Genomic DNA, 23726 nt, shown 5'->3' on the forward strand with positions numbered 1-23726 from the left:
ATACATAAGAATTATTTGGGTTATTGCCACTTTTTCAACCCTATGTTGTTAGGGTTTTGTTAAGCCGTGGAGCGGCGCCAGTGTTTCCTGTAGAGGAAACAGGGATATTCAGGAGAAAATGTGCTAAAAATCCGCCAGTTATGCGTCACCAGCCTTTTGCTGGTCAGCGGGGTCGCCAGCGCAGCGAATGTGCGTTTGCAGGTTGAGGGATTATCCGGGGAGCTGGAGAAAAACGTTCGCGCCCAGCTTTCCACCATCCAGAGCGATGAAGTCACGCCGGATCGTCGCTTTCGCGCGCGCGTCGATGACGCCATTCGCGAAGGTCTGAAAGCGCTGGGTTATTACGAGCCGACGATTGAATTTGATTTGCGTCCGCCGCCGAAAAGGGGACGTCAGGTGCTGATCGCCAAAGTGACCCCGGGAGAACCGGTGCGCATTGGCGGAACCGAGGTGATTCTGCGCGGCGGCGCCCGCACCGATAGCGACTACCTGGCGCTGCTGAAAACGCGCCCGGCCATCGGGACGGTGCTCAACCACGGGGATTACGACGGCTTCAAGAGCTCGCTGACCCGCGTCGCCCTGCGCAAAGGCTACTTTGACAGCGAGTTTCTTAAGAGCCAGCTCGGGGTCTCCCTCGACCGTCATCAGGCGTTCTGGGATATCGATTACGACAGCGGCGAACGCTATCGCTTTGGCCACGTCACTTTCTCTGGCTCGCAAATCCGCGATGAATACCTGCAAAACCTCGTGCCGTTTAAAGAGGGCGACTACTACACCTCGCAGGACCTGGCCGAGCTAAACCGCCGCCTGGCGGCGACCGGCTGGTTCAGTTCGGTGGTGGTGGCGCCTGATTTTGCTAAGTCGCGGAAAACCAAGGTGCTGCCTCTGCAGGGCGTTGTCTCGCCTCGCAAAGAGAACACCGTGGAAACCGGGGTCGGCTATTCCACAGACGTCGGTCCGCGGGTGAAAGCCACGTGGAAAAAACCATGGGTCAACTCGTATGGTCACAGCCTGACCTCCAGCGTCAGCCTCTCCGCCCCGGAGCAGCAGTTCGACTTTACCTATAAAGTCCCACTGCTGAAGAGCCCCCTCGAACAGTATTATCTGATGCAGGGCGGTTTTAAGCGTACCGACCTCAATGATACCCAGGCCGACTCTACCACCCTGGGGGTCTCGCGTTTCTGGGAGATGTCGAGCGGCTGGCAGCGAGCGATTAACCTGCGCTGGAGCCTGGATCACTTTACCCAGGCGAACGTCACCAACACCACCATGCTGATTTATCCTGGGGTCTCGGTGAACCGCACTCGCTCCCGCGGCGGTCTGATGCCTACCTGGGGCGATTCCCAGCGCTACTCGGTGGATTACTCCAACACCATGTGGGGCTCGGACATCAACTTCATCGTGATGCAGGCCCAGGACGTCTGGATCCGTACCCTCTATGACCGCCACCGCTTTGTGGTGCGCGGCAACCTTGGCTGGATCGAAGCGGACAACTTTGACAAGGTGCCGCCGGATCTGCGCTTTTTCGCCGGGGGCGACCGCAGTATTCGCGGCTATAAATACAAATCTATCTCGCCGAAGGACGATGACGGCAAGCTGATCGGGGCCTCGAAGCTGGCCACCGGCTCGCTGGAGTATCAGTACAACGTCAGTGGCAAATGGTGGGGCGCCGTCTTTATCGATAGCGGCGAAGCGGTCAGCGATATTCGCGAGAGCGATTTCAAAACCGGCGCAGGGGTGGGCGTGCGCTGGCAGTCGCCGGTGGGGCCGATCAAGCTGGATATCGCCCGGCCGATCGGCGACAAAGAAGAGCATGGTTTACAGTTTTACATCGGTCTGGGGCCTGAATTATGAGTTTATGGAAGAAGATAAGCCTCGGCGTCTTAATCGTGTTAGTGCTCCTGCTGGGCACCGTCGGGTTCCTGGTGGGGACCACCACCGGCTTGCATCTGGTGTTCAAGGCGGCGGATCGCTGGGTACCGGGGCTGGAAATCGGCAAAGTGACCGGTGGCTGGCGTGATTTAACCCTCGATAATGTTCGCTACGAACAGCCCGGCGTGGCGGTGACCGCCGGTCAGTTTCACCTCAGCGTCAGGTTGCGCTGCCTGTGGGACAGCAGCCTGTGCGTAAACGACATCGCGCTGCGCGATATTTATGTCGCCGTCGATACCAAGAAGATGCCGCCCTCAGCGCCGGTCGAGGAAGAGGACAGCGGGCCGCTGAATCTCTCCACTCCTTATCCGATCACCCTCAGCCGCGTCGCGCTGCATAACGTCAACGTCAAAATCGATGATACCGCGGTCTCCGTACGCGACTTTTCCACCGGCCTGAACTGGCAGGAGAAAAATCTGACCCTGACGCCGACCTCGCTGCAGGGGCTGCTGATCGCCCTGCCTAAGGTGGCGAAAGTGGCGCAGGAGCAGGTGGTTGAGCCGAAAATTGACAACCCGCAGCCGCAGGAAAAACCGCTCGGCGAGACGATGACCGACCTCTTCTCGCAGCCAGTGCTGCCGGCGATGACCGATGTCCATCTGCCGCTGAACCTCAATATTCAGGCGTTCCGCGGCGAGCAGCTGCGCCTGACCGGCGATACCGATATCACCGTGTATAACCTGCTGCTGAAAGTCAGCAGTATCGACGGCCAGATGAAGCTCGACGCCCTTGATATCGACTCCGATCAGGGCAAGGTCAGCGCCTCGGGCAGCGCGCAGCTGCAGGATAACTGGCCGGTGGACATTACTCTCGCCGGAACCCTGAACGTCGACCCGATGAAAGGGGAGAAGGTGCAGCTGAAGGTGGGCGGCGAAGTGCGTAAAACGCTCAAAGTCGGAGTGGACTTAAGCGGGCCGGTCGCGGCCACGCTGCGCGCGGATGCGCAGCTGGCGGAGGTAGGGCTGCCGCTCAATATGGAGCTGAAGAGTAAGCAGCTCGCCTGGCCGTTCAGCGGCGAGAAGCAGTTTCAGGCCGACGATGTCCAGCTGAAGTTCAGCGGCAAAATGACCGACTATGCGCTGGCCTTCTCCACCGCGGTGAAAGGTCAATCGCTGCCGCCGGCGAAAATCGCCCTCAACGCCAAAGGCAATGAACGGCAGATCAATCTCGACAAGCTGACGGTCAATGCCCTGGAAGGGAAAACCGAGCTGAAGGCGCTGCTCGACTGGCAGCAGGCGATCAGCTGGCGCGGCGAGCTGACCCTCGACGGCATCAACACCGCCAAAGAGGTGCCGGACTGGCCGTCGAAGCTTAACGGCCGGATCAAGACCCAGGGCAGCCTGTACGGCGGCAGCTGGCAGATGTCGGTGCCGGAGCTGAAAATTACCGGCAACGTGAAGCAGAACAAAGTGGATGTGGCGGGCTCGCTGCAGGGTAACAGCTATCTGCAGTGGAAAATCCCGGGACTGCATCTGGCGTTGGGCCCGAACAGCGCTGATATCAAAGGCGAACTGGGGGTGAAGGATCTTAATCTCGACGCCACCATCGATGCGCCGCACCTGGATAATGCGCTGCCGGGGCTCGGCGGGACGGCGAAGGGCTTGGTAAAAGTGCGCGGCACTGTCGATGCGCCGCAGCTGCTGGCCGATATCACCGCCCGGGCGCTGCGCTGGCAGGAGCTGACCATCGCCCAGGTCAACGTCAAAGGGGATGTGAAATCCACCGATCAGATTGGCGGTAACCTGGACGTGCGGGTGGATCGCATCAGCCAGCCGGGGGTCAATATCAGCCTGGTGCAGCTCAATGCCAACGGTACAGAGAAACAGCATGAGCTGCGGCTGCGCGTGCAGGGCGATCCGGTTTCCGGCCAGCTGGCGCTGGCAGGCAGCTTCGATCGTCAGGCCGAACGCTGGAAGGGCTCGCTGAGCGATACCCGCTTCCAGACGCCGGTGGGGCCGGTAGCGCTGACGCGCAGCATTGCGCTGGACTATCGCAATCTGGAGCAGAAAATCAGCATCGGGCCACACTGCTGGACCAACCCGAACGCCGAGCTCTGCGTGCCTGAAACCATTGACGCGGGCGCCAGCGGACGGGCGCGGGTGAATCTCAACCGCTTCGATCTGGCGATGCTCAAGCCGTTTATGCCGGAGGCGACCCAGGCCAGCGGCGTGTTTACTGGTAATGCCGATGTGAGCTGGGACACCACCAAAGAGGGACTGCCGCAGGGCAAAGTGACCCTCAGCGGGCGCAACGTCAAGGTGACCCAGGTCGTCAACGACGCGCCGTTGCCGGTGGCGTTCGATACGCTGAACCTCAGCGCCGACCTGCACAACAATCGCGCCGAGCTGGGCTGGCTTATCCGCCTGACTAACAATGGTCAACTGGATGGGCAAGTGCAGGTTACCGACCCGCAGGGGCGGCGTAATCTCGGCGGCAATGTCAATATCAGCAACTTCTCGCTGGCGATGATCAACCCGATTTTCGCTCGTGGTGAAAAGGCAGAGGGAAGGCTCAACGCCCGTCTGCGTCTGGGCGGTAATGTGAAAAGTCCGCAGCTGTTCGGCCAGATGCAGCTGAGCGGGGTGGATATCGACGGCAACTTTATGCCGTTTGATATGCAGCCGAGCCAGCTGGCGATGAACTTCAACGGCACGCGCTCGACCCTGCAGGGGACGGTGAACACCCGCCAGGGGCAAATCGCCCTCAGCGGTAACGCCGACTGGACGCAGATCGATAACTGGCGGGCGCAAATTGCGGCGAAAGGCAGCCGGGTGCGGATCACGGTGCCGCCGATGGTGCGTCTCGATGTATCGCCGGATGTGGTGTTTACCGCCACGCCAAGCCTGTTCAATCTCGACGGCAAAGTGGATGTGCCCTGGGCGCGGATCGTGGTCAACGAGGTGCCGGAGAGCGCGGTCGGCGTCTCCTCTGATGAAGTGATGCTGGATAAAAATCTCAAGCCGATTAAGCAGCAGAGCGCCAGCATCCCGATCAACAGCAACCTGACCATTCACGTCGGCAACAACGTTCGTCTGGAAGCCTTCGGCCTGAAAGCGCGTCTGACCGGTGATTTGAAAGTGGCGCAGGACAAGCAGGGGCTGGGCCTCAACGGGCAGATTAATATTCCGGACGGCCGTTTCCACGCCTATGGTCAGGACTTGATTGTCCGCAAAGGGGAGCTGCTGTTCTCCGGTCCGCCGGATCAGCCGTTGCTGAATATCGAAGCGATTCGTAACCCGGATGCCACCGAAGACGATGTGATCGCCGGCGTTCGCGTCACCGGCTCCGCCGATCAGCCGAAAGCGGAGATCTTCTCTGATCCGGTTATGTCCCAGCAGGAAGCGCTGTCTTATCTGCTGCGCGGCCAGGGTTTGAGTAGTGGTCAGAGCGATAGCGCCGCGATGACCTCAATGCTTATTGGTATGGGGGTTGCACAAAGTGGTCAGGTTGTGGGTAAAATCGGCGAGACGTTTGGCGTAAGCAACTTGGCGTTGGACACCGAAGGGGTAGGCGATTCTTCCCAGGTGGTGGTCAGCGGCTATGTACTGCCGGGTCTGCAGGTAAAATACGGGGTCGGTATCTTCGATTCCCTGGCGACGCTGACTTTACGTTATCGCCTGATGCCTAAGCTATATGTGGAAGCGGTGTCTGGCATCGACCAGGCGCTCGATTTGCTCTATCAGTTTGAGTTTTAGCAATGCGAATATTTGTTTACGGCAGTTTACGACGCAAACAAGGCAACAGCCACTGGATGACCAACGCCCAGTGGCTGGGCGCTCATAGTGTCGACGATTATCAGCTGTACAGCCTGGGCCACTATCCAGGCGCGGTGCCCGGCGAAGGCACAGTACATGGTGAAGTTTATCGTATTGATGCATCGACGCTGGCCGAACTGGATGCGCTGCGCACCAAGGGGGGCGAGTATGCGCGCCACCTGATTCAGACGCCTTACGGCAGCGCATGGATGTATGTCTATCAACGTTCCGTTGAGGGTTGTACGTTGATAGCGAACGGCAACTGGTTGGATCGCGACCAGTATTAACCACGACAGCGCCACCTTCGGGTGGCGTTGTTTTTTATTACTTCAGTTCCCATGGCGTCATTCTGGCGCCCTGACGTCTGGCATAACGTAATATGGCCTGATGTACCTTCACTCTACCGGCCACCCGACGTGACAGGGGATGGGCAATCATACGGACAAACTCCATCACTATTAACAGCAGGTTAATCGGGAGCAGGGTGCCTGTCAGCCTGGTAAGCATTTCACGATAAAATGGCCAACTGCCCAGATTAAGCATGGGGTCGTGCAGTTTGATGGTGAGCGTAAAAAACATCACTATGAGTACGAGGCCGTACGCGATTTTATAAATTGATGCCATCTGCTGATTGCCGGGATGAAAGGGGCTATTTTTTAAATAAACACTGCCATCACTGACATTGTATAACGCCTGAAGATCATCGTATCCATGCCGGCGTGCGGCGATAACCCAGTCCCCATCGGCAAGAAATGGCGGGCGACAACGATTATTCAGGGCATCGCTCAGCCAGGTCAAGCGCGCTGAAAAAAACGAGTGACGAGTCGCCAGCTGAAAACAGGCGCCTTCTTTGATAAAATAAGGCCTTACCCTCGTAGCGAACCATATTTGATAATAACTATTCAGAATCACGCCTTCTTCAAGCGCAAATTCTTTTGGCAGCGCTATCTCGTTGTTGGCCGATGGTGGATGCCTTTCAGAAGTAGCGGGTAGAATTTCCAGACGCTGACAGAATGAAATATCGCCTTGCTTCGTTCGCTGCATTTTCGCATTGAGAACACGTAACCTGAGTGAGAAATTGCAAGAGCAAAAAGAGAAGATGCCGAAGGGATTCACCAACATTGTGATAAAACATAATAATAAAAAAATATCCAACCATGGAGCACAAGCGAGAATGATCAAGCAAACAAAAAAGACCAAGCCGACAGGTCGAAGAAGCTTTTTAATACTCAGCGGCTGCCGGGAAGGTTCGAGCAAAATGTGGCCATCGCTTAACCAGTGGATCCAGTAACTGCCATCCTTTAGGCGGCAAGTGCCGATATGTAGCGGCTGGCCGAGCCTCAGACGGTCAAAAAGCGAGGGGTCTTTAAAATGGCGTTTATCGGTATAAAAGGCATGCTCGCCTGCAATGAGGCGTAAATAGCTTTGCTCTTCCGAGGCGGCAGTGGTGAAGCCGGTAAAATTCACGGTGAAATAATGGGTCTGTTTCACAAGGTTCCTTCCTTGATGAAATGATGGTGTTTTACGTATCACGCGTTGCCGACCCACTCCTTACCAGAGCGGGAGATGATCCTTCGCCAGCCACATCGCGGAAGCCAACGTCGTCAGCGCGAGGAATAATAATCGTCGTGTTGGGGTACTGAACATTACATGATCTCCTCGAGCGCGGTATGGCGGGCCGCTCCCTGCAGGTAGTGCCGCATCGCCGAGCGCATCTTCATCCAGTCAGCCACCCGGTGTGACAATAACCAGGCCGTCGGGCCAATCAGCTCCAGTACCGCCAGGATCCCGCCGAAACTGAGTAATAATAGGGACAGCATGTCCAGTGAATCCTGAATTAACCACCCAAATCCCCTGGCTGGTTTGTATGGGTTATTTAGCGACATGCCGAGTATGAGGAGGTACATCACCAGCACCATGCCATAAAACAGGTTATAGACTAGCGACATTTGCCGGTCACCGGGATAACAGGGATGATTTTTCAGAAAAGCGCCCCCGTCGCTGACGTTGTATAACGCCTGGACGTCGTTATCTTTCCGTTGGTAGACGACGACTATCCGATCGCCGATAGCGAGAAAGGGCGGTTGACGGCGGTAAAAAAAGGGATGCAGGCCGAAGTTGGCGAAGCCGTTCTGCCAGAAGAAGGCCAGCGGCGCCGTGTCGCATTGTATCCCAACGCCATGGTATTCCCGCGTTGGGTTCCCCGCGAACCACTTCTTAAAAATGATATTGCTAATTTTTCCCGTCCGGACGGCATAGCGTTCCGGCAGGGCTTGCGTAAAAGGCTTCGCCGACTGGCGGAGGGTTTGCGCCGTAGTCGGTAGCGGCTGGCAAAAGGAAAAGTCGCGGCGGCGGGCCTGCGCCATCTTCGCCAACAGATCGCGCATGGCGGGGTGCATTTTTAGCGCCCGGTGGAACAGTAGCTCGCAGAGGCCGGTTAACAACGCGATGAAGGCCAGTATCGCGATAATGCCGAAGCCGAACCTTCCCCATTCTGAGGTGCTCATCATGAGCGGGATAAGAGCGACGATGAGCGTCAGCAGGCTGATACTCAGCAGCGGCCGGGCCCAGCGCTTTACCCGTTGACTGGGCTCAAGGAGCGTTTCGCCATCGCTGAGCCAGTGGATCCAGTAACTGCCGTTGTCCAGGCGGCGGACGCCAAGGTGCAGAGGCTGATTGATCGTCAGGCGGTCAAAAAGCGAGGGGTCGTTAAAATAGCGTTTATCGGTATAAAAGACATGGTCGCCGGCGATAAGACGCAGATACCCCTGTTTTTCACAGGCGGCGGTCGTGAAGCCAGAAAAGTTAAGGGTGAAATAGCGAACGCTTTTCACGGGACACCCTCCATGGTGTTATCGCGGCTATCCGTGCCGCAATCAGGCAGGGGATGACCCTGCCTGAGACAGAATTACTTCTGCTTAGCGCGCTCGAAAGAGGCAACGATTTCGGCTTTCGCCGCTTCCGCGTTGTCCCAACCGTCGACTTTAACCCACTTGCCTTTTTCCAGATCTTTGTAGTGCTCAAAGAAATGAGTGATCTGGGCTTTCAGCAGTTCCGGCAGGTCGTTCACATCGTTGATGTGATCGTATTCTTTGCTCAGCTTGGTGTGCGGTACGGCAACCAGTTTCGCATCTTCACCAGATTCGTCGGTCATCTTCAGAACGCCAACCGGACGGCAGCGGATCACGGAGCCCGGCTGCAGCGGGTACGGAGTCGGGACCAGCACGTCAACCGGGTCGCCGTCCAGGGACAGGGTGTGGTTGATGTAGCCGTAGTTGCACGGATAGAACATTGCCGTGGACATGAAACGGTCAACGAACAGTGCACCGCTCTCTTTGTCGACTTCGTATTTGATAGGATCTGCGTTCGCCGGGATTTCGATCACGACGTAGATGTCTTCCGGCAGATCTTTGCCCGCAGGTACGTTGAGTAAGCTCATGTCTGTTTCCTTTAAAATGTATGGCAAACAAGTGCTCGGTATTATAGCCAACTCACATCGAAAGTCTTCGCTTCTTTTTCCCGATATCGCCGCAGAGTGCTCCGAATTTTTCGCGTAATAATGACATGAAAATCCATAAACATAGCCACATCATGAATAAATTTATGTAACCGTTTTCATTGCATGTGATTGATTTATCATACTGCTTAAAAAAACGTCATAAACCGCAACAGCCGCGCTCCCTGCGAAGCCTTATCGGCTCTCCGCTGGGAAGTAGGGCCGGCATTAACATCTCATTTACTTTTTTGAAGTGTGATGTAACGCATTCAGTTACATCACCGATTGTCTATAGTTTGTCCGCAGGTGAGACTTTAACCAACAATAACCCTACGAGGATACCCTTATGTGGAAGCGCTTACTTCTTGTCACAGCAGTTTCCGCAGCTATGTCGTCTATGGCGATAGCTGCCCCGCTAACCGTAGGTTTTTCGCAGGTCGGTTCTGAATCCGGCTGGCGTGCGGCGGAAACCAGCGTCGCGAAAGAGGAGGCCGCCAAGCGCGGTATCACCCTGAAGATCGCTGATGGTCAGCAAAAACAGGAAAACCAGATCAAAGCAGTGCGTTCCTTTATCGCTCAAGGGGTCGACGCGATCTTCATTGCGCCGGTGGTGGCCACCGGCTGGGAACCGGTGCTGAAAGAGGCGAAAGAGGCCAAGATCCCGGTTTTCCTCCTCGACCGTTCCATTGATGTTAAAGATAAAGATCTCTACATGACCATCGTGACCGCCAACAACGTGCTGGAAGGCCAGCTGATTGGCGACTGGCTGGTGAAAACCGTCGACGGTAAGCCGTGTAACGTCGTTGAACTGCAGGGCACCGTTGGGGCCAGCGTGGCCATCGATCGTAAGAAAGGCTTCGCCGACGCGATTGCCAAAGCGTCGAATATCAAAATTATCCGCTCCCAGTCCGGTGACTTCACCCGCAGTAAAGGGAAAGAGGTCATGGAGAGCTTTATCAAAGCTGAGAATAACGGCAAAAACATCTGCATGGTGTTCGCTCATAACGACGATATGGCCATCGGCGCTATCCAGGCCATTAAAGAAGCTGGCCTGAAGCCGGGCAAAGATATTCTGACCGGCTCCATCGACGGCGTGCCGGATATCTATAAAGCGATGATCGCCGGAGAAGCCAACGCCAGCGTCGAGCTGACGCCAAATATGGCCGGCCCGGCGTTCGATGCGCTGGAGAAATACAAAAAAGACGGCACCCTGCCGGAGAAGCTGACCATTACCAAATCGACGCTGTACCTGCCGGATACGGCGAAAGAAGAGTTAGAGAAGAAGAAAAATATGGGCTACTGAGTGGGGAGCCCCTCATTCCATCCCTCTCCCCGGTGGGAGAGGGTAAAAAGCAGCGTTCCAGAAACCCCGGGAAGCCCAGCGCGACCCGGGGTAACCTGACATCATTTGAAGGTGACATCGATTATGAGCGCCGAGGCACACCAGGAGATCCTTCGCACCGAAGGACTTAGTAAATTCTTCCCCGGCGTTAAGGCGCTGGATAACGTCAACTTTAGCCTGCGGCGCGGCGAAATCATGGCCCTGTTGGGCGAAAACGGCGCCGGAAAATCGACGCTGATCAAAGCGCTGACCGGCGTTTACCATGCCGATCGCGGCACTATCTGGCTGGAAGGCCAGGCTATTTCGCCCAAAAATACCGCCCATGCCCAGCAGCTGGGGATCGGCACCGTCTACCAGGAAGTGAACCTGCTGCCCAATATGTCGGTGGCGGATAACCTGTTCATCGGCCGTGAGCCGCGGCGGTTTGGTCTGCTGCGACGTAAAGAGATGGAGGCCAGGGCGACGGCGCTGATGGCCTCCTACGGCTTTTCCCTCGACGTGCGCGAGCCGCTGAACCGCTTTTCGGTGGCGATGCAGCAGATCGTCGCTATCTGTCGGGCCATCGACCTGTCGGCCAAGGTGCTGATCCTCGACGAGCCCACCGCCAGCCTCGATACCCAGGAGGTGGAGATGCTGTTCACCCTGATGCGCCAGCTCAGGGATAACGGCGTCAGCCTGATCTTCGTCACCCATTTTCTCGACCAGGTCTATGCGGTCAGCGACCGCATCACCGTGTTGCGTAACGGCACATTTGTGGGCTGCCGTGAGACCCGCGAGCTGCCGCAGATTGAGCTGGTGAAAATGATGCTGGGTCGCGAACTGGACCACAATGCCCTGCAGCGGGCGGGCCGTACCCTGCTGAGCGATAAACCGGTAGCGGCGTTTGAAGGCTACGGTAAAAAAGGAACCATCGCCCCGTTCGACCTGCAGGTCCGCCCGGGAGAAATTGTAGGCCTCGCCGGCCTGCTGGGTTCCGGACGCACGGAAACCGCCGAGGTGATCTTCGGCATTAAAACGGCGGACAGCGGGAAGGCGTGGATCAAAGGCAAACCTCAGACCCTGCGCTCCCCGCATCAGGCTTCCTGCCTCGGGATCGGCTTCTGTCCTGAAGATCGCAAAACCGACGGCATTATCGCCGCCGCTTCGGTGCGGGAAAATATCGTTCTGGCCCTGCAGGCGCAGCGCGGCTGGCTGCGGCCGATCCCCCGGCGTGAACAGAACGAGATCGCCGAGCGCTTTATTCGCCAGCTGGGGATCCGTACCCCGAGCGCCGAGCAGCCGATCGAGTTTCTCTCCGGCGGCAATCAGCAGAAGGTGCTGCTCTCCCGCTGGCTGCTGACCAAACCGCAGTTCCTGATCCTCGATGAGCCGACCCGCGGCATCGACGTCGGCGCCCATGCGGAAATTATTCGCCTGATTGAAACCCTCTGCGCCGATGGCCTGGCGCTGCTGGTTATCTCTTCTGAACTGGAGGAGCTGGTGGGTTACGCCGATCGGGTCATTATCCTGCGCGATCGCCGACAGGTGGCGGAGATCCCGCTCGCCGAGCTCTCTGTTCCGGCGATCATGAACGCTATTGCGGCATAAGGAGTAACCCATGATGCCTCGATCTCTTTCGCAAACCGGCCCGGAGAAGCGACGCTTCACCTGGCCGAAGGGCACCCCGCAGATTATTGCCCTGCTGCTGGTTCTGCTGGTAGACAGCCTGGTGGCGCCCCATTTTTATCAGGTGGTGCTCCAGGATGGCCGCCTGTTTGGCAGCCCGATCGATATTCTCAACCGCGCCGCGCCGGTGGCGCTGCTGGCGATTGGCATGACGCTGGTGATCGCCACCGGCGGCATCGACCTGTCGGTAGGGGCGGTGATGGCGATTGCCGGCGCGACGGCCGCCTCGATGACCGTCGCCGGGCACAGCCTGCCGGTGGTGCTGTTGGCCGCGCTGGCCGCGGGCGCGCTGGCCGGATTGTGGAACGGCATCCTCGTGGCGGTCCTTAAGATCCAGCCCTTTGTGGCGACGCTGATCCTGATGGTGGCCGGGCGCGGGGTGGCGCAGTTGATCACCGCCGGGCAGATCGTCACCTTTGATTCCCCGGCCCTGGCGTGGCTCGGCAGCGGATCGTTTCTGCTGTTTCCGACGCCGGTGATCGTCGCCGCCGCTACGCTGCTGCTGTTCTGGCTATTTACCCGTAAAACGGCGCTGGGCATGTTTATTGAGGCGGTAGGGATCAACATCCGCGCGGCGAAAAACGCCGGCGTCAATACCCGCATCGTGGTGATGCTGGCCTATGTCCTGAGCGGCGTCTGCGCGGCGATCGCCGGGATCATCGTGGCGGCGGACATCCGCGGCGCGGATGCCAATAACGCCGGGCTATGGCTTGAGCTGGACGCCATTCTGGCGGTGGTCATCGGCGGCGCCTCGCTGATGGGCGGGCGCTTTAACCTGCTGCTCTCGGTGGTGGGGGCGCTGATTATCCAGGGAATGAACACCGGGATTTTGCTCTCCGGCTTCCCGCCGGAGCTCAACCAGGTGGTGAAAGCGGTGGTGGTGCTGTGCGTACTGATTGTCCAGTCGCCGCGCTTTATCGGTTTACTGAAAGGGGTACGCGGCCATGATAAAACGTAATTTACCATTGATGATCACCCTTGCGGTGTTTGTGCTGGGCTACCTCTACTGCCTGACCCAGTTCCCCGGTTTTGCCTCAACGCGGGTGATCTGCAATATCCTGACGGATAATGCCTTCCTCGGGATCATCGCCGTGGGCATGACCTTCGTGATCCTCTCCGGCGGGATCGATCTGTCGGTGGGGTCGGTGATCGCCTTTACCGGCGTCTTCCTCGCCAAAGCGATTGGCTTTTGGGGAATTTCGCCGCTGGTGGCCTTTCCGCTGGTGCTGGTGATGGGCTGCGCCTTCGGCGCGTTTATGGGGCTGCTGATTGACGCCCTGAAGATCCCGGCCTTTATCATCACCCTCGCCGGCATGTTCTTCCTGCGCGGCGTGAGCTATCTGGTGTCAGAGGAGTCGATTCCGATTAACCACCCAGTGTACGACACCCTGTCCGGGCTGGCATGGACCATTCCCGGCGGCGGTCGTCTCAGCGCCATGGGACTGCTGATGCTGCTGGTGGTGGTGGCCGGTATTTTTGTCGCCCATCGCACCCGCTTTGGCAACCAGGTGTATGCCATCGGCGGCAACGCCACGTCGGCGAATCTGATGGGGATTTCGACTCGCAGCGCCACGATCCGTATCTATATGCTCTCCACCGGACTGGCGACGCTGGCCGGGATCGTCTTTTCCATTTATACCCAGGCGGGCTATGCGCTGGCGGGCGTCGGCGTCGAGCTGGATGCGATTGCCTCGGTGGTGATCGGCGGTACGCTGCTAAGCGGTGGCGTCGGTACCGTGCTGGGAACGCTGTTCGGGGTGGCGATCCAGGGGCTGATTCAGACCTACATCAACTTCGACGGCACCCTCAGCTCATGGTGGACGAAAATCGCCATCGGCATTTTGCTGTTTATCTTTATCGCGCTGCAGCGTGGTCTGACCGTGCTGTGGGAAAATCGGCAAAATGCGGCGGTGACGCGGGTGAGCGGGGCGGGGAGTCGCTAAGAAATGCTCCTCCCGCAGGCGCGAGAGGAGCGGGCAGGGCGCTTAGGCGTCCGGGAACGCTTTAATAAAGTTCTCGACGTCTTCTACCATGTGGTTGTTGCCGACGAAGAAGGAGCGACGCTGATGCAGGCTTTCCGGGATAATATCCAGAATACGCTCTTTACCGTCGCTGGCCTTACCGCCCGCCTGTTCGGCGAGGAAGGCCATCGGGTTGCATTCATACAGCAGGCGCAGCTTGCCTTCCGGGTGGCTGGCGGTGCTCGGATAGAGATAGATGCCGCCTTTCAGCAGGTTGCGGTGGAAGTCCGCCACCAGCGAGCCGATATAGCGTGAGGTATAAGGACGCTGAGTCGCTTTGTCCTCTTCCTGACAGTACTTAATGTACTTCTTCACGCCCTGCGGGAATTTGATGTAGTTGCCTTCGTTGATGGAGTAGGTATTGCCCTTCTCCGGGAAGCGCATGCGCTCCTGGCATAGACAGAAAACGCCAAGGGACGGGTCGTAGGTGAAGGCATGAACGCCGCATCCGGTGGTATACACCAGCATCGTCGACGATCCGTAGACCACATAGCCCGCGGCCACCTGCTTGTTGCCCGGCTGCAGGAAGTCTTCTTCTGTCACCGGCGTGCCGACAGGCGTCACGCGGCGATAGATAGAGAAGATCGTACCGACAGAGACGTTAACGTCGATGTTAGAGGAGCCATCCAGAGGGTCCATCAGCACCACGTATTTGGCGTGTTCACACCCTTCGAAGACGACAATCTCATCTTCTTCTTCAGAGGCGATCCCGGCAACAATATCGCGTGCTCGCAGTGCGGCTTTTAATTTTTCATTAGCGAACAGATCGAGTTTTTGCTGAACCTCGCCCTGAACGTTTTCAGCACCGCTGGCACCCAGGATATCGACCAGACCGGCCTTGTTGATATCGCGGTGGATGATCTTGGCGCCCAACTTTATTGCTGACAACAAAGCAGTCAGCTCACCGGTGGCGTGGGAGAACTCGTGCTGCTTTTCAACAATAAACTCACCTAACGTTTTCATAACTCGTTCCCTGCATTTTTATGTTGAGTAAAACGAACGCAACAATCTTAACAAAGAATCAAAAAAGTGCGCACAGGTGAATCGCGCCAGCAAAATACAGATTCGCCTGAAATGCATTTCGCCAGGGCCCGGGATATGGGTAAAATGTGCCCCGGATAAGAAAAGGAAATGACGAATGCGCATTCATATTTTAGGAATCTGTGGCACGTTTATGGGGGGGCTGGCCATGCTGGCGCGCTCCCTCGGTCATGAGGTAACGGGGTCGGATGCTAACGTCTATCCGCCGATGAGCACCCTGCTGGAAAACCAGGGGATTGATTTAATTCAGGGCTATGACCCCAGCCAGCTGGAGCCCCGGCCGGACCTGGTGATCATCGGTAACGCCATGACTCGCGGCAACCCGTGCGTTGAAGCGGTGCTGGAAAATAATATTCCCTATATGTCCGGCCCGCAGTGGCTACACGACTTCGTGCTGCGCGATCGCTGGGTGCTGGCCGTCGCCGGGACCCACGGCAAAACCACCACTGCCGGCATGGCAACCTGGATCCTTGAAGCCTGCGGCTATAAACCGGGGTTCGTGATTGGCGGCGTTCCGGGCAATTTCGACGTCTCCGCGCGCCTGGGCGACAGCCCGTTCTTCGTCATTGAAGCCGACGAATATGACTGCGCCTTCTTCGACAAGCGCTCCAAGTTTGTTCACTACTGCCCGCGGACGCTGATCCTCAACAACCTTGAGTTCGACCACGCGGACATCTTTGATGACCTGAAGGCGATTCAGAAACAGTTCCACCATCTGGTGCGCATCGTGCCGGGCAAAGGCAAAATTATCCTGCCGGAGAACGACATCAACCTGAAGCAGGTGATGGCGATGGGCTGCTGGAGCGAGCAGGAGCTGGTGGGCGAGCAGGGCCACTGGCAGGCGAAAAAACTGAACGCCGACGCCTCGCAGTGGGAAGTCTTACTCGACGGCGAAAAGGTCGGCGAAGTGAAGTGGGCGCTGGTCGGCGAGCATAATATGCATAACGGCCTGATGGCGATTGCCGCGGCGCGTCACGTCGGCGTGCTGCCGGCGGATGCCGCGAACGCGCTGGGCAGCTTTATCAACGCCCGCCGTCGCCTGGAGCTGCGGGGCGAAGCCAACGGCGTCACCGTGTATGACGATTTCGCCCATCATCCGACGGCAATCCTCGCCACGCTGCAGGCGCTGCGCGGTAAAGTAGGCGGTACCGCGCGCATTCTCGCCGTGCTGGAGCCGCGCTCTAACACCATGAAAATGGGCGTCTGCAAGGACGATCTGGCGCCGTCTCTCGGCCGCGCCGATGAAGTGTTCCTCCTGCAGCCGCAGCATATTCCGTGGCAGGTGGCGGAAGTGGCGGAAGCCTGCGTCCAGCCGGCCCACTGGAGCGCCGACGTCGATACCCTGGCGGAGATGGTGGTCAAAACCGCCCACCCGGGCGACCATATCCTGGTGATGAGCAACGGCGGCTTCGGCGGTATTCATCAGAAGCTGCTGGATAAGCTGGCGCAAAAAGCGGCCGCGGCTGAATAAGCGCGTACGCCTCCGGTAACTGCCCTCCGCGTGAGGGCAGTTTTATTTTAGCTACCAGGAATTGTGTGATGCTGACCTGCGAAAGCGTACGTTCTACCGACTCGCCCCATTTCGCCATGCTGGACGCGCTTTACGCGCGCGCCTTTCCGTGGCACGAGCAGCGCGAAAGCGAGGCCAAACGTCAGGCGCTGAGCCACCCGCGCTACGCGCTGGAAGCATGGTTCGATGAAGGCGTCTTTGTCGGCCTCAGCGGCTGCTGGCAGTTTGCCGGCTACGGTTATATCGAACATCTGGCGATCGACGACACGCTGCGCTCCCGCGGCTATGGTAAACAGCTGCTGGCGCAGATCCTGACGCGCGCCCCGCTGACCATTCTGGAAATCGATCCGCTAACCACGGCCATCGCCCATAAACGGCTGCGCTTTTATCAGTCGATGGGGTTCCATGCTAATCCCTGGGCGCATCATCACCCGAGCTATCATCAGGGCATTGCGGATCATGAGCTGCTGGTGCTGAGCTACCCGCAGCCGATCGGTGAGCGGCAGTATCAGCAGTTTGCCCGGGATCTCGGGCACGAGGTGATGGGGCGGGAGTAGCCCGGCTCGGCGTACCGCTCCGGGCATTCGACTGGCGGCGCTGTTACTCTTTGGCGATCGGCGTCTCGTTCTCCGCGACTTTGTTATCGCCCTGAATCTTAGCGATTTTCTGCTCAACGGCGGCTACCTGGGCGCTGTCGTGCAGCAGGGTGTAGGTTAGATCAAACTGCGCGCTGGCGCCCGGCTGCAGCTGCTTCACGCGTTTTTGTTCGCGTTCAATGGTGACTGGATAGGCGTAGCTGGTCCCCGGCTCGATACCGGTGACGTAGCCCTGCTTGACGGTATCGGTGTTTTTCCACAGTGTCAGGACCGGCAGCTGACGGGTATCAAATTGAATAGAGGCCCCTTTATCGCCCGCTTTGTTGACCACCGCGGCCAGGGTCTGGTGATTTTCATCGGCCAGGGGCTGAATATTAAATACCATCTCGTCAAAATCTTTGGTCGGTCCCTGATAAGTTTGCCAGGTTTTTAACCCGCTCTTCGCGTAATCATTGAACGGGCTGATGCTGGACATCGGGGCGAGGAAACGTGCGCCTTCTTCGAGGATCGGGGTGCCGAAGTTGCTGTGGTAGATGATCTGATAATCATGCGGATAGTCGGCATGGTTGGTTAAGACATCATGCAGGCTGAAGCTGTTGCTGCCCGGGACGTAGCGCAGTTCGGTCAGGGTCTGCAGATCGGCTTTTTTAAAGGTGCTCTCTTTCACCAGCCCGCGGATGCGGATTTCATACGGCGCGCTGTCGGCCACCTCCACCTCCACCAGAGAGGCCGGCGTGTTGCCCGCCTTGCCGTGTAGGGTATAAATTTGCCCGTCCGCGGTCACCGGATGGCCGGTCCATTCATAGCCGCAGCGGACCATCATCTCGTTGAATCCTTCCAGCCAGCCGAGGCCATTGCGGCTTTCCAGGTTGATAAACGCCGGGTTGACGACCTCTTTAACCGGCGAATCCCAGCCCATCCGGCTGCCGAAACCCTCAATACGCAGTAAGTTCATGCCGCGTGTCGGGCTCAAGGTAATGGTCAGGCCGTCTTTACTATGAATGGTGAGGATTTTGCTGCCTTCCTGCTTACCGCCGTGCAGGACTTTTTGCTCAATGCTGAACGCATGGTCTTTCACCTTCAGCTGATCGCTGTTGATCTGCCAGTTTCCTTTATCCATCCCCTCTTCAGCGTTCGTCAGCACCCATGTTTTTGCCACGGCCGAGCCGGAAACCAGCAGGGCGATCGTCGTCAGAACCAATGTCTTTTTCATTTTTATTCCCTTTTTGCTGAATCGATTGTGTCATTGACGTGTGAAATCTACCGGCATGGGGGTGATTAAAATGTGAAGCGCCTCACCTGGTGAGAAAATGGCCGATTTGCTAAGGCTAAATGGGATGGAAGCCGTATTATTTTGCTAAGTAATACGTATTTATCACCAGGATATGTGATCTATATTGTTTTCAGATTTAACGATTCAGCTTGATAAGTCAGGCTATAAACAAACGCGTCGTTGTGCGGATGAGGGGACTCAGGCGATGCGACGGGAATCCCCCTGCTGGCGCAAGCCTTAGAGCTAGGGTGACGGTAGGCCGGATAAGGCGTAGCCGCCATCCGGCACAACGACGGGAACGGAGTCTGGTACAGCTTGCCCGGCGGCGCTGCGCTTGCGCGGGCCTACGGTGTGAGTAACCGTTTGATATACAGGGCTCTGTAGGCCGGATAAGGCGTAGCCGCCATCCGGCACAATGACGGGAACGGGGTCCGGTACAGCTTGCCCGGCGGCGCTGCGCTTGCGCGGGCCTACGGTGTTGAGTAACCGTTTGATATAGGGAACCGTAGCCCGGATAAGGCGCAGCGCGCCGCCATCCGGGAGACTATTGCGGGCAAAAACAGGGGGACTTAGCCTTCGTTTTCCGCCAGTTCACGCAGATACTGGAAGATCAGGCGCGCCGATTTCGGCGGTTTGTTGCCTTCTTTCTCTTTCTTCGCATTGCGGATCAGCGAACGCAGCTGCTGACGGTCAGCCTCTGGCCACAGGTTCAGCACTTCAGCGACGGCGTCATCCCCGTCGTCAATCAGTCGATCGCGGATCTGCTCCAGCTTGTGGAACAGCGCAACCTGCTGGTTGTGACGGTTTTTCAGCTTGTCCAGCGCCTGACGAATCGGATCGACATCGCGGTTGCGCAGCATCTTACCGATAAGCTGCAGCTGGCGGCGGCGACCCTCTTTTTTGATTCGCTGGGCGAGTTCGATGGCGTCGCGCAGGTCGGTATCCAACGGAATTTTATCCAGCGCGTTTTTCCCCAGGTCAACGAGTTCCGCGCCAAGACGCTTCAGTTCTTCCGCGTCGCGCTTAATTTCACTCTTACTGACCCAGATGATTTCATCATCTTCATCTTCAACGTTATCACCGGGCACGTCGTCGAGCCAGTCTTCGGGCTGCTTTGTCATCTCAGGCTCCTTAAAAAAAGAGGCTAATGTTACCAGTTAAGGCGCGCACTGAAAAACGGTTCTCTGTTAGACTTCAGTTAACTCCTTCTTACATTATGGCATTAGCAATGAAAGTCATCTCTCAAGTTGCACAGCAGCGTAAGACGCTGGAAGAAGCCGTTACCACGGCACTGGAACTGGCGGCAGGTAAATCTGACGGTGCGGAAGTTTCCGTCAGCAAAACCACGGGCATCGGCGTCAGCACCCGCTATGGCGAAGTGGAGAATGTAGAATTCAACAGCGATGGGGCATTAGGCATCACGGTTTACCATCAGAACCGCAAGGGCAGTGCCTCCTCCACCGATCTTAGCCCGGACGCTATCGCCCGCACCGTGCAGGCGGCGCTGGATATCGCTCGCTATACCTCCCCGGACCCGTTTGCCGGCGTAGCCGATAAAGATCTGCTGGCCTTTGACGCCCCGGATCTGGACCTGTTCCACCCGGCGGAGGTCTCTCCGGACGACGCCATCGAACTGGCCGCCCGCGCGGAGCAAGCGGCCCTGAAGGCCGATAAACGCATCACCAACACCGAAGGCGGCAGCTTTAACAGCCACTACGGCATCAAAGTGTTCGGTAACAGTCACGGCATGCTGCAAAGTTACTGCTCGACTCGCCATTCCCTCTCCAGCTGCGTCATTGCGGAAGATGACGGCGATATGGAGCGCGACTACGCCTACACCATTGGCCGGGCAATCGAGGATCTGCAGTCCCCGGAATGGGTCGGGGAAGAGTGCGCCCGCCGCACCCTGTCGCGCCTGGCGCCGCGTAAGCTGTCGACCATGAAGGCGCCGGTCATTTTCGCCAACGAAGTGGCGACCGGGTTGTTTGGCCACCTGGTCGGAGCGATTGCCGGCGGCGCGGTCTACCGTAAATCGACCTTCCTGCTCGATTCGCTGGGCAAACAAATTTTGCCGGAGTGGCTGACCATTGAAGAGCATCCGCACCTGCTGAAAGGGCTGGCCTCCACGCCGTTCGACAGCGAAGGCGTGCGCACCGAACGTCGCGATATCGTCAAAGACGGCGTGCTGACCCAGTGGCTGCTGACCAATTACTCAGCGCGCAAACTGGGGATGAAAAGCACCGGCCACGCCGGGGGCATCCACAACTGGCGCATTAACGGCCGCGGCCTGAGTTTTGCAAAGATGCTTAAAGAGATGGGCACCGGTCTTGTGGTTACCGAACTGATGGGGCAGGGTGTCAGTGGCGTCACCGGCGACTACTCACGCGGCGCATCCGGCTTCTGGGTAGAAAACGGCGAAATTCAATATCCTGTCAGTGAGATCACCATTGCAGGAAATCTGAAAGAAATGTGGCGTAATATCGTGACCATTGGCGATGATATTGAAACGCGCAGCAACATTCAGTGCGGTTCTGTGCTGCTGCCGGAGATGAAAATCGCCGGGCAATAACACCTGTTTGCTTAAATAATAAAAAGGAAGTGAGCAATGCGTAAAAAACTGTTAGCGATGCTGGCTGTCTCTGCTTTTGCGCTCGGTTCAGCGTCGGCCTTCGCCGACCTGGGCGAAGACATGGACACTCTGGCAGAAAACCTGCAAGTGGTACAGAAGACCTCCGACGCCGGCGAGCTGAAAGCGGCGCTGAATAAGATGCGTACCGCCGCGGTCGATGCTCAGAAAGAGACCCCGCCGAAGCTGGAAGGCAAAGCGGCCGACAGCGCTGAGATGAAAGATTACCGTCACGGTCTGGATATTCTGATCGGCCAGATCGACGGTGCGCTGAAGCTGGCGAACGAAGGCAAGGTGAAAGAGGCGCAGGCCGCCGCGGAGGAGTTTAAAACCACCCGCAACACCTATCATAAGAAGTACCGCTAACCGTTCTTTTCGGGAGGCATCAGCCGATGCCTCCCACCTGAAAGCCTACCGATATCACATTTTTCCACTCTCTTTTTCCGGCCTTTCCGCTGCCGCGGGCGCCTTGTCCATGCTCATTGTTGTGATGCATCTCACGCCATAGCCGTCGTTTTTACCTTTTCCCTGTGAATATGTGGGGTCGATCACCCCTGCCGCCTCCCTTTCCACTTCGAAGTGGAAAACAACTCGCTACAAACTCCTGACCCCCGGCGCTACCTTGATTTCCAGAGACATCAGCGGGGTAACACAAGTGAATAACGGAGCGGTAATAAACGACGTAGGGGAGCAGGCGGCGCAGACCGAACGCCTGGCTGACAAGATGTTACAGCAGGTATTCGCCCTGTTAAGCCGTCACGACATCGTCCCTAACGACGTTCAGGAGCAAATGCTGACTTCCCACGTGCGGGCCATGGCCCACCGGTCAATCAGCGGCGAACCGCTACCGGAAGTGGATGCCAGTCTGTTCGAAGAAATTTCTGAAGATTCAATGATGCTGGCCCGCGAAGTGGTCGCACAGTTCGGCAACCTGCCTGATGAAGAGGCCTGGCTGCTCTCCGTCCACTTCGAAGTCGCGAAAGATAACCTGTAAGGAGCAAAACATGGAACAAATCACCGTAGTCATTGGCGACCGTCTGGGTAAAGGCCAAAAAGTCGCCGCAGGCGCTGAAAAAGCGGGCGCACGTGCTGTGGTCGTCCCTGGCGTTGCGGCCGACATGAAGCTTGGCGACATAATGAAAGCGGAAAACGCCACCTTCGGCATCTCCTTCTGCGGCAGCGGCGGCGCCGGCGCCATCACCGCCCAGACCAAATACGGCTACAAAGCAAAATACGGTATGCGCTCTATTGATGAGGGCGTCACCGCTATCAACGAAGGCTGCAACGTGCTGGGCTTCGGCTTTATGGATAAAGAAGAGCTGGGCGAGCGGCTGGTCGAAGCCTGGAAAAAGAAATACGGCGCATAAGTATGAAAGAGCAATTCACCACCACGGTGAGGGTTGCCGGCAAAGGCGAAAGCAAATCACGGGCCTTCGCCGATGCCCTGAACCATGTGCAGGCTGCGGTGATGAAATCATCCTCGCGCATCCTACTGCGTATTGAGCCACAGGACGTGACGGTTGTTCATGCGCGCGAAGCGGTACGAAAAGAGGCGTTTCTGTTCTTCTTTTTGCGCCGTGAACGACGGACCTACAGCGTGGAGCTGGACGTCACCGTCAACGTGACCGCCATCGATCTCGATAAAGTGGATTTCGTCACGCAAACCTGATTGTTAGCAAAAGGTCTGACTATGTTCCTGATAATTTTAATAAAATCGCTTATCATCGGCGGCCTGGTCGGCGTCGGCGTGGGCGCCGGAGCGGCACGCATGTTTCATGCCCCCACCACGCAGGGGATGGGGGCGTTTCGAACCCTGGGCGAGCTGAATTCCTGTGAGGGCGATCCGGCCTCCCACTTCTCCTTTGGCCTTGGCTTCTTCTTTAACGCCTGGGCCTCTTCCGTTGCAGCAGGCTCCTTCACCCAGGATGTTGACCACCGCATTATACCCAACTGGGGCGCGGCGGCGCTGATGCTGAAAAATCGTAACGTCGGCGAAACGCTGCACGATCCGAAAAAAATGGCCATCTCCTGCGGCATCATCGGCATGATTGTCGTCGCCTTCCTCAACCTGACCGCCTCGTCCGTACCGGAAGCGCTGCAGGTGACCGCCGTTAAGGTACTGGTGCCGGCGGCAAACCTGCTGGTAAACACCGTGATGCCGGTGATCTTCTGGCTGGCGGCGATCGATGCCGGTAAAAAATCAGGCTTCTGGGCGACGATTTTCGGCGGCGCCGCGCAGCTGATTATGGGTAACGCCGTACCGGGTCTGGTGCTGGGGATCCTGATCGGTAAAGGCGTCGAAGAGAGCGGCTGGAACCGGGTGACTAAAGTGATGATGGTGGCCATCGTCGCGCTGTTTGTCCTCAGCGGCTTCTTCCGTGGCTTCGACATGAAGATGATCGAATCCTTCCATCTGACCGTGCCGAACTGGCTGGACATGATCCACAACTCACTCAGCGGCAAGTAACG

The 23726-nt window shown here is 57.5% G+C and carries 23 protein-coding genes; 16 read left to right on the forward strand and 7 right to left on the reverse strand.

Translation table 11 applies throughout. The features are described 5' to 3' along the window. The first annotated feature begins 120 nt into the window (after nucleotides 1-120). Genes tamA through BHE81_RS25130 form a run of 3 tightly spaced genes read left to right on the forward strand, consistent with a single transcriptional unit; the run spans nucleotide 121 to nucleotide 5974 of the window. The gene (tamA, locus tag BHE81_RS25120; RefSeq protein ID WP_004178361.1) at nucleotides 121-1854 is read left to right on the forward strand and encodes an autotransporter assembly complex protein TamA; all 1734 of its coding nucleotides are present in this window, start codon (nucleotides 121-123) and stop codon (nucleotides 1852-1854) included. Further along, nucleotides 1851-5627, forward strand: a complete 3777-nt coding sequence (gene tamB / locus BHE81_RS25125) for an autotransporter assembly complex protein TamB (protein ID WP_020805443.1) — start codon at nucleotides 1851-1853, stop codon at nucleotides 5625-5627. Before tamA ends, tamB begins: the two co-directional genes overlap by 4 nt. 2 nt (nucleotides 5628-5629) lie before the next feature. Further along, the gene (locus BHE81_RS25130) at nucleotides 5630-5974 is read left to right on the forward strand and encodes a gamma-glutamylcyclotransferase family protein (RefSeq protein ID WP_002886724.1); all 345 of its coding nucleotides are present in this window, start codon (nucleotides 5630-5632) and stop codon (nucleotides 5972-5974) included. 37 nt (nucleotides 5975-6011) lie between these two features. Here BHE81_RS25130 and BHE81_RS25135 read toward each other — a convergent pair whose 3' ends face one another. The 3 genes from BHE81_RS25135 to ppa all read right to left on the reverse strand — a co-directional run bounded on the left by BHE81_RS25135 (nucleotide 6012) and on the right by ppa (nucleotide 9126). Then, nucleotides 6012-7178, reverse strand: coding sequence for a hypothetical protein (locus tag BHE81_RS25135; protein WP_002886725.1), 1167 nt, complete (start codon nucleotides 7176-7178; stop codon nucleotides 6012-6014). 155 nt (nucleotides 7179-7333) lie between these two features. After that, nucleotides 7334-8521: a hypothetical protein gene (locus BHE81_RS25140; RefSeq protein ID WP_023343017.1), complete on the reverse strand. Its 1188-nt coding sequence runs from the start codon at nucleotides 8519-8521 to the stop codon at nucleotides 7334-7336. Nucleotides 8522-8595: 74 nt separating this feature from the next. Then, complete coding sequence (gene ppa, locus BHE81_RS25145; RefSeq protein WP_002886766.1) at nucleotides 8596-9126, reverse strand: inorganic diphosphatase; 531 nt, start codon at nucleotides 9124-9126, stop codon at nucleotides 8596-8598. A gap of 403 nt (nucleotides 9127-9529) precedes the next feature. Between ppa and ytfQ the strand changes: the two genes are divergently transcribed. From ytfQ to yjfF, 4 genes are all read left to right on the forward strand, one after another. Then, on the forward strand, nucleotides 9530-10486 hold the full coding sequence (ytfQ, locus tag BHE81_RS25150; RefSeq protein ID WP_023302384.1) for a galactofuranose ABC transporter, galactofuranose-binding protein YtfQ: 957 nt from the start codon (nucleotides 9530-9532) through the stop codon (nucleotides 10484-10486). 123 nt (nucleotides 10487-10609) lie between these two features. Then, entirely contained in the window at nucleotides 10610-12112 is a 1503-nt protein-coding gene (gene ytfR, locus BHE81_RS25155; protein WP_004177669.1) for a galactofuranose ABC transporter, ATP-binding protein YtfR, read from the forward strand. A gap of 10 nt (nucleotides 12113-12122) precedes the next feature. Continuing rightward, nucleotides 12123-13148, forward strand: coding sequence for a galactofuranose ABC transporter, ATP-binding protein YtfT (gene ytfT, locus BHE81_RS25160; protein WP_004152011.1), 1026 nt, complete (start codon nucleotides 12123-12125; stop codon nucleotides 13146-13148). After that, nucleotides 13135-14133, forward strand: coding sequence for a galactofuranose ABC transporter, permease protein YjfF (gene yjfF, locus BHE81_RS25165; protein ID WP_002886825.1), 999 nt, complete (start codon nucleotides 13135-13137; stop codon nucleotides 14131-14133). Before ytfT ends, yjfF begins: the two co-directional genes overlap by 14 nt. 42 nt (nucleotides 14134-14175) lie before the next feature. On the opposite strand, the gene fbp is transcribed toward yjfF, so the two are convergent. Continuing rightward, complete coding sequence (fbp, locus tag BHE81_RS25170; protein ID WP_002886827.1) at nucleotides 14176-15174, reverse strand: class 1 fructose-bisphosphatase; 999 nt, start codon at nucleotides 15172-15174, stop codon at nucleotides 14176-14178. 175 nt (nucleotides 15175-15349) lie between these two features. Here fbp and mpl point away from each other — a divergent pair, with 175 nt between their 5' ends. Together mpl and BHE81_RS25180 are read left to right on the forward strand one after the other, a co-directional pair. Beyond that, a complete protein-coding gene (gene mpl / locus BHE81_RS25175) occupies nucleotides 15350-16723 on the forward strand; it encodes a UDP-N-acetylmuramate:L-alanyl-gamma-D-glutamyl-meso-diaminopimelate ligase (protein ID WP_002886886.1) in 1374 nt (457 codons plus the stop codon). 68 nt (nucleotides 16724-16791) lie between these two features. Beyond that, nucleotides 16792-17319: a GNAT family N-acetyltransferase gene (locus BHE81_RS25180; RefSeq protein ID WP_004178368.1), complete on the forward strand. Its 528-nt coding sequence runs from the start codon at nucleotides 16792-16794 to the stop codon at nucleotides 17317-17319. 43 nt (nucleotides 17320-17362) lie between these two features. On the opposite strand, the gene BHE81_RS25185 is transcribed toward BHE81_RS25180, so the two are convergent. Next, on the reverse strand, nucleotides 17363-18571 hold the full coding sequence (locus tag BHE81_RS25185; RefSeq protein WP_004894708.1) for an aldose 1-epimerase family protein: 1209 nt from the start codon (nucleotides 18569-18571) through the stop codon (nucleotides 17363-17365). A gap of 184 nt (nucleotides 18572-18755) precedes the next feature. Here BHE81_RS25185 and BHE81_RS28400 point away from each other — a divergent pair, with 184 nt between their 5' ends. Then, complete coding sequence (locus tag BHE81_RS28400) at nucleotides 18756-18872, forward strand: hypothetical protein (protein WP_032410133.1); 117 nt, start codon at nucleotides 18756-18758, stop codon at nucleotides 18870-18872. 328 nt (nucleotides 18873-19200) lie between these two features. Here the strand turns inward: BHE81_RS28400 and yjgA are convergent, their stop codons facing one another. Next, nucleotides 19201-19752 carry a ribosome biogenesis factor YjgA gene (gene yjgA, locus BHE81_RS25190; protein WP_023288159.1) on the reverse strand — a complete coding sequence of 184 codons (552 nt, stop codon included), beginning with the start codon at nucleotides 19750-19752 and terminating at the stop codon, nucleotides 19201-19203. A gap of 95 nt (nucleotides 19753-19847) precedes the next feature. Between yjgA and pmbA the strand changes: the two genes are divergently transcribed. Both pmbA and cybC read left to right on the forward strand, forming a co-directional pair. Continuing rightward, complete coding sequence (pmbA, locus tag BHE81_RS25195) at nucleotides 19848-21200, forward strand: metalloprotease PmbA (RefSeq protein ID WP_004152265.1); 1353 nt, start codon at nucleotides 19848-19850, stop codon at nucleotides 21198-21200. A gap of 36 nt (nucleotides 21201-21236) precedes the next feature. Next, nucleotides 21237-21623 carry a cytochrome b562 gene (gene cybC, locus BHE81_RS25200; protein WP_002886893.1) on the forward strand — a complete coding sequence of 129 codons (387 nt, stop codon included), beginning with the start codon at nucleotides 21237-21239 and terminating at the stop codon, nucleotides 21621-21623. A gap of 54 nt (nucleotides 21624-21677) precedes the next feature. Here the strand turns inward: cybC and BHE81_RS28405 are convergent, their stop codons facing one another. Next, entirely contained in the window at nucleotides 21678-21809 is a 132-nt protein-coding gene (locus tag BHE81_RS28405; protein WP_004146765.1) for a hypothetical protein, read from the reverse strand. Nucleotides 21810-21912: 103 nt separating this feature from the next. On the opposite strand from BHE81_RS28405, the gene BHE81_RS25205 reads away from it, so the two are divergent. From BHE81_RS25205 to BHE81_RS25220, 4 genes are read left to right on the forward strand one after another with little or no spacing between them, the layout of a single operon-like run. Next, nucleotides 21913-22251, forward strand: coding sequence for a PRD domain-containing protein (locus BHE81_RS25205; RefSeq protein WP_002886894.1), 339 nt, complete (start codon nucleotides 21913-21915; stop codon nucleotides 22249-22251). Nucleotides 22252-22261: 10 nt separating this feature from the next. After that, complete coding sequence (locus tag BHE81_RS25210; RefSeq protein WP_002886895.1) at nucleotides 22262-22624, forward strand: SFCGS family glycine-rich protein; 363 nt, start codon at nucleotides 22262-22264, stop codon at nucleotides 22622-22624. A 2-nt stretch (nucleotides 22625-22626) separates the two neighbouring features. After that, entirely contained in the window at nucleotides 22627-22926 is a 300-nt protein-coding gene (locus BHE81_RS25215) for a DUF4312 family protein (protein ID WP_002886896.1), read from the forward strand. A gap of 21 nt (nucleotides 22927-22947) precedes the next feature. Continuing rightward, a complete protein-coding gene (locus BHE81_RS25220) occupies nucleotides 22948-23724 on the forward strand; it encodes a DUF4311 domain-containing protein (protein WP_002886897.1) in 777 nt (258 codons plus the stop codon). The last annotated feature ends 2 nt before the right edge of the window (nucleotides 23725-23726 follow it).

Source organism: Klebsiella sp. AqSCr (assembly GCF_008452795.1).
Taxonomy (GTDB): Bacteria; Pseudomonadota; Gammaproteobacteria; order Enterobacterales; family Enterobacteriaceae; genus Klebsiella; species Klebsiella pneumoniae.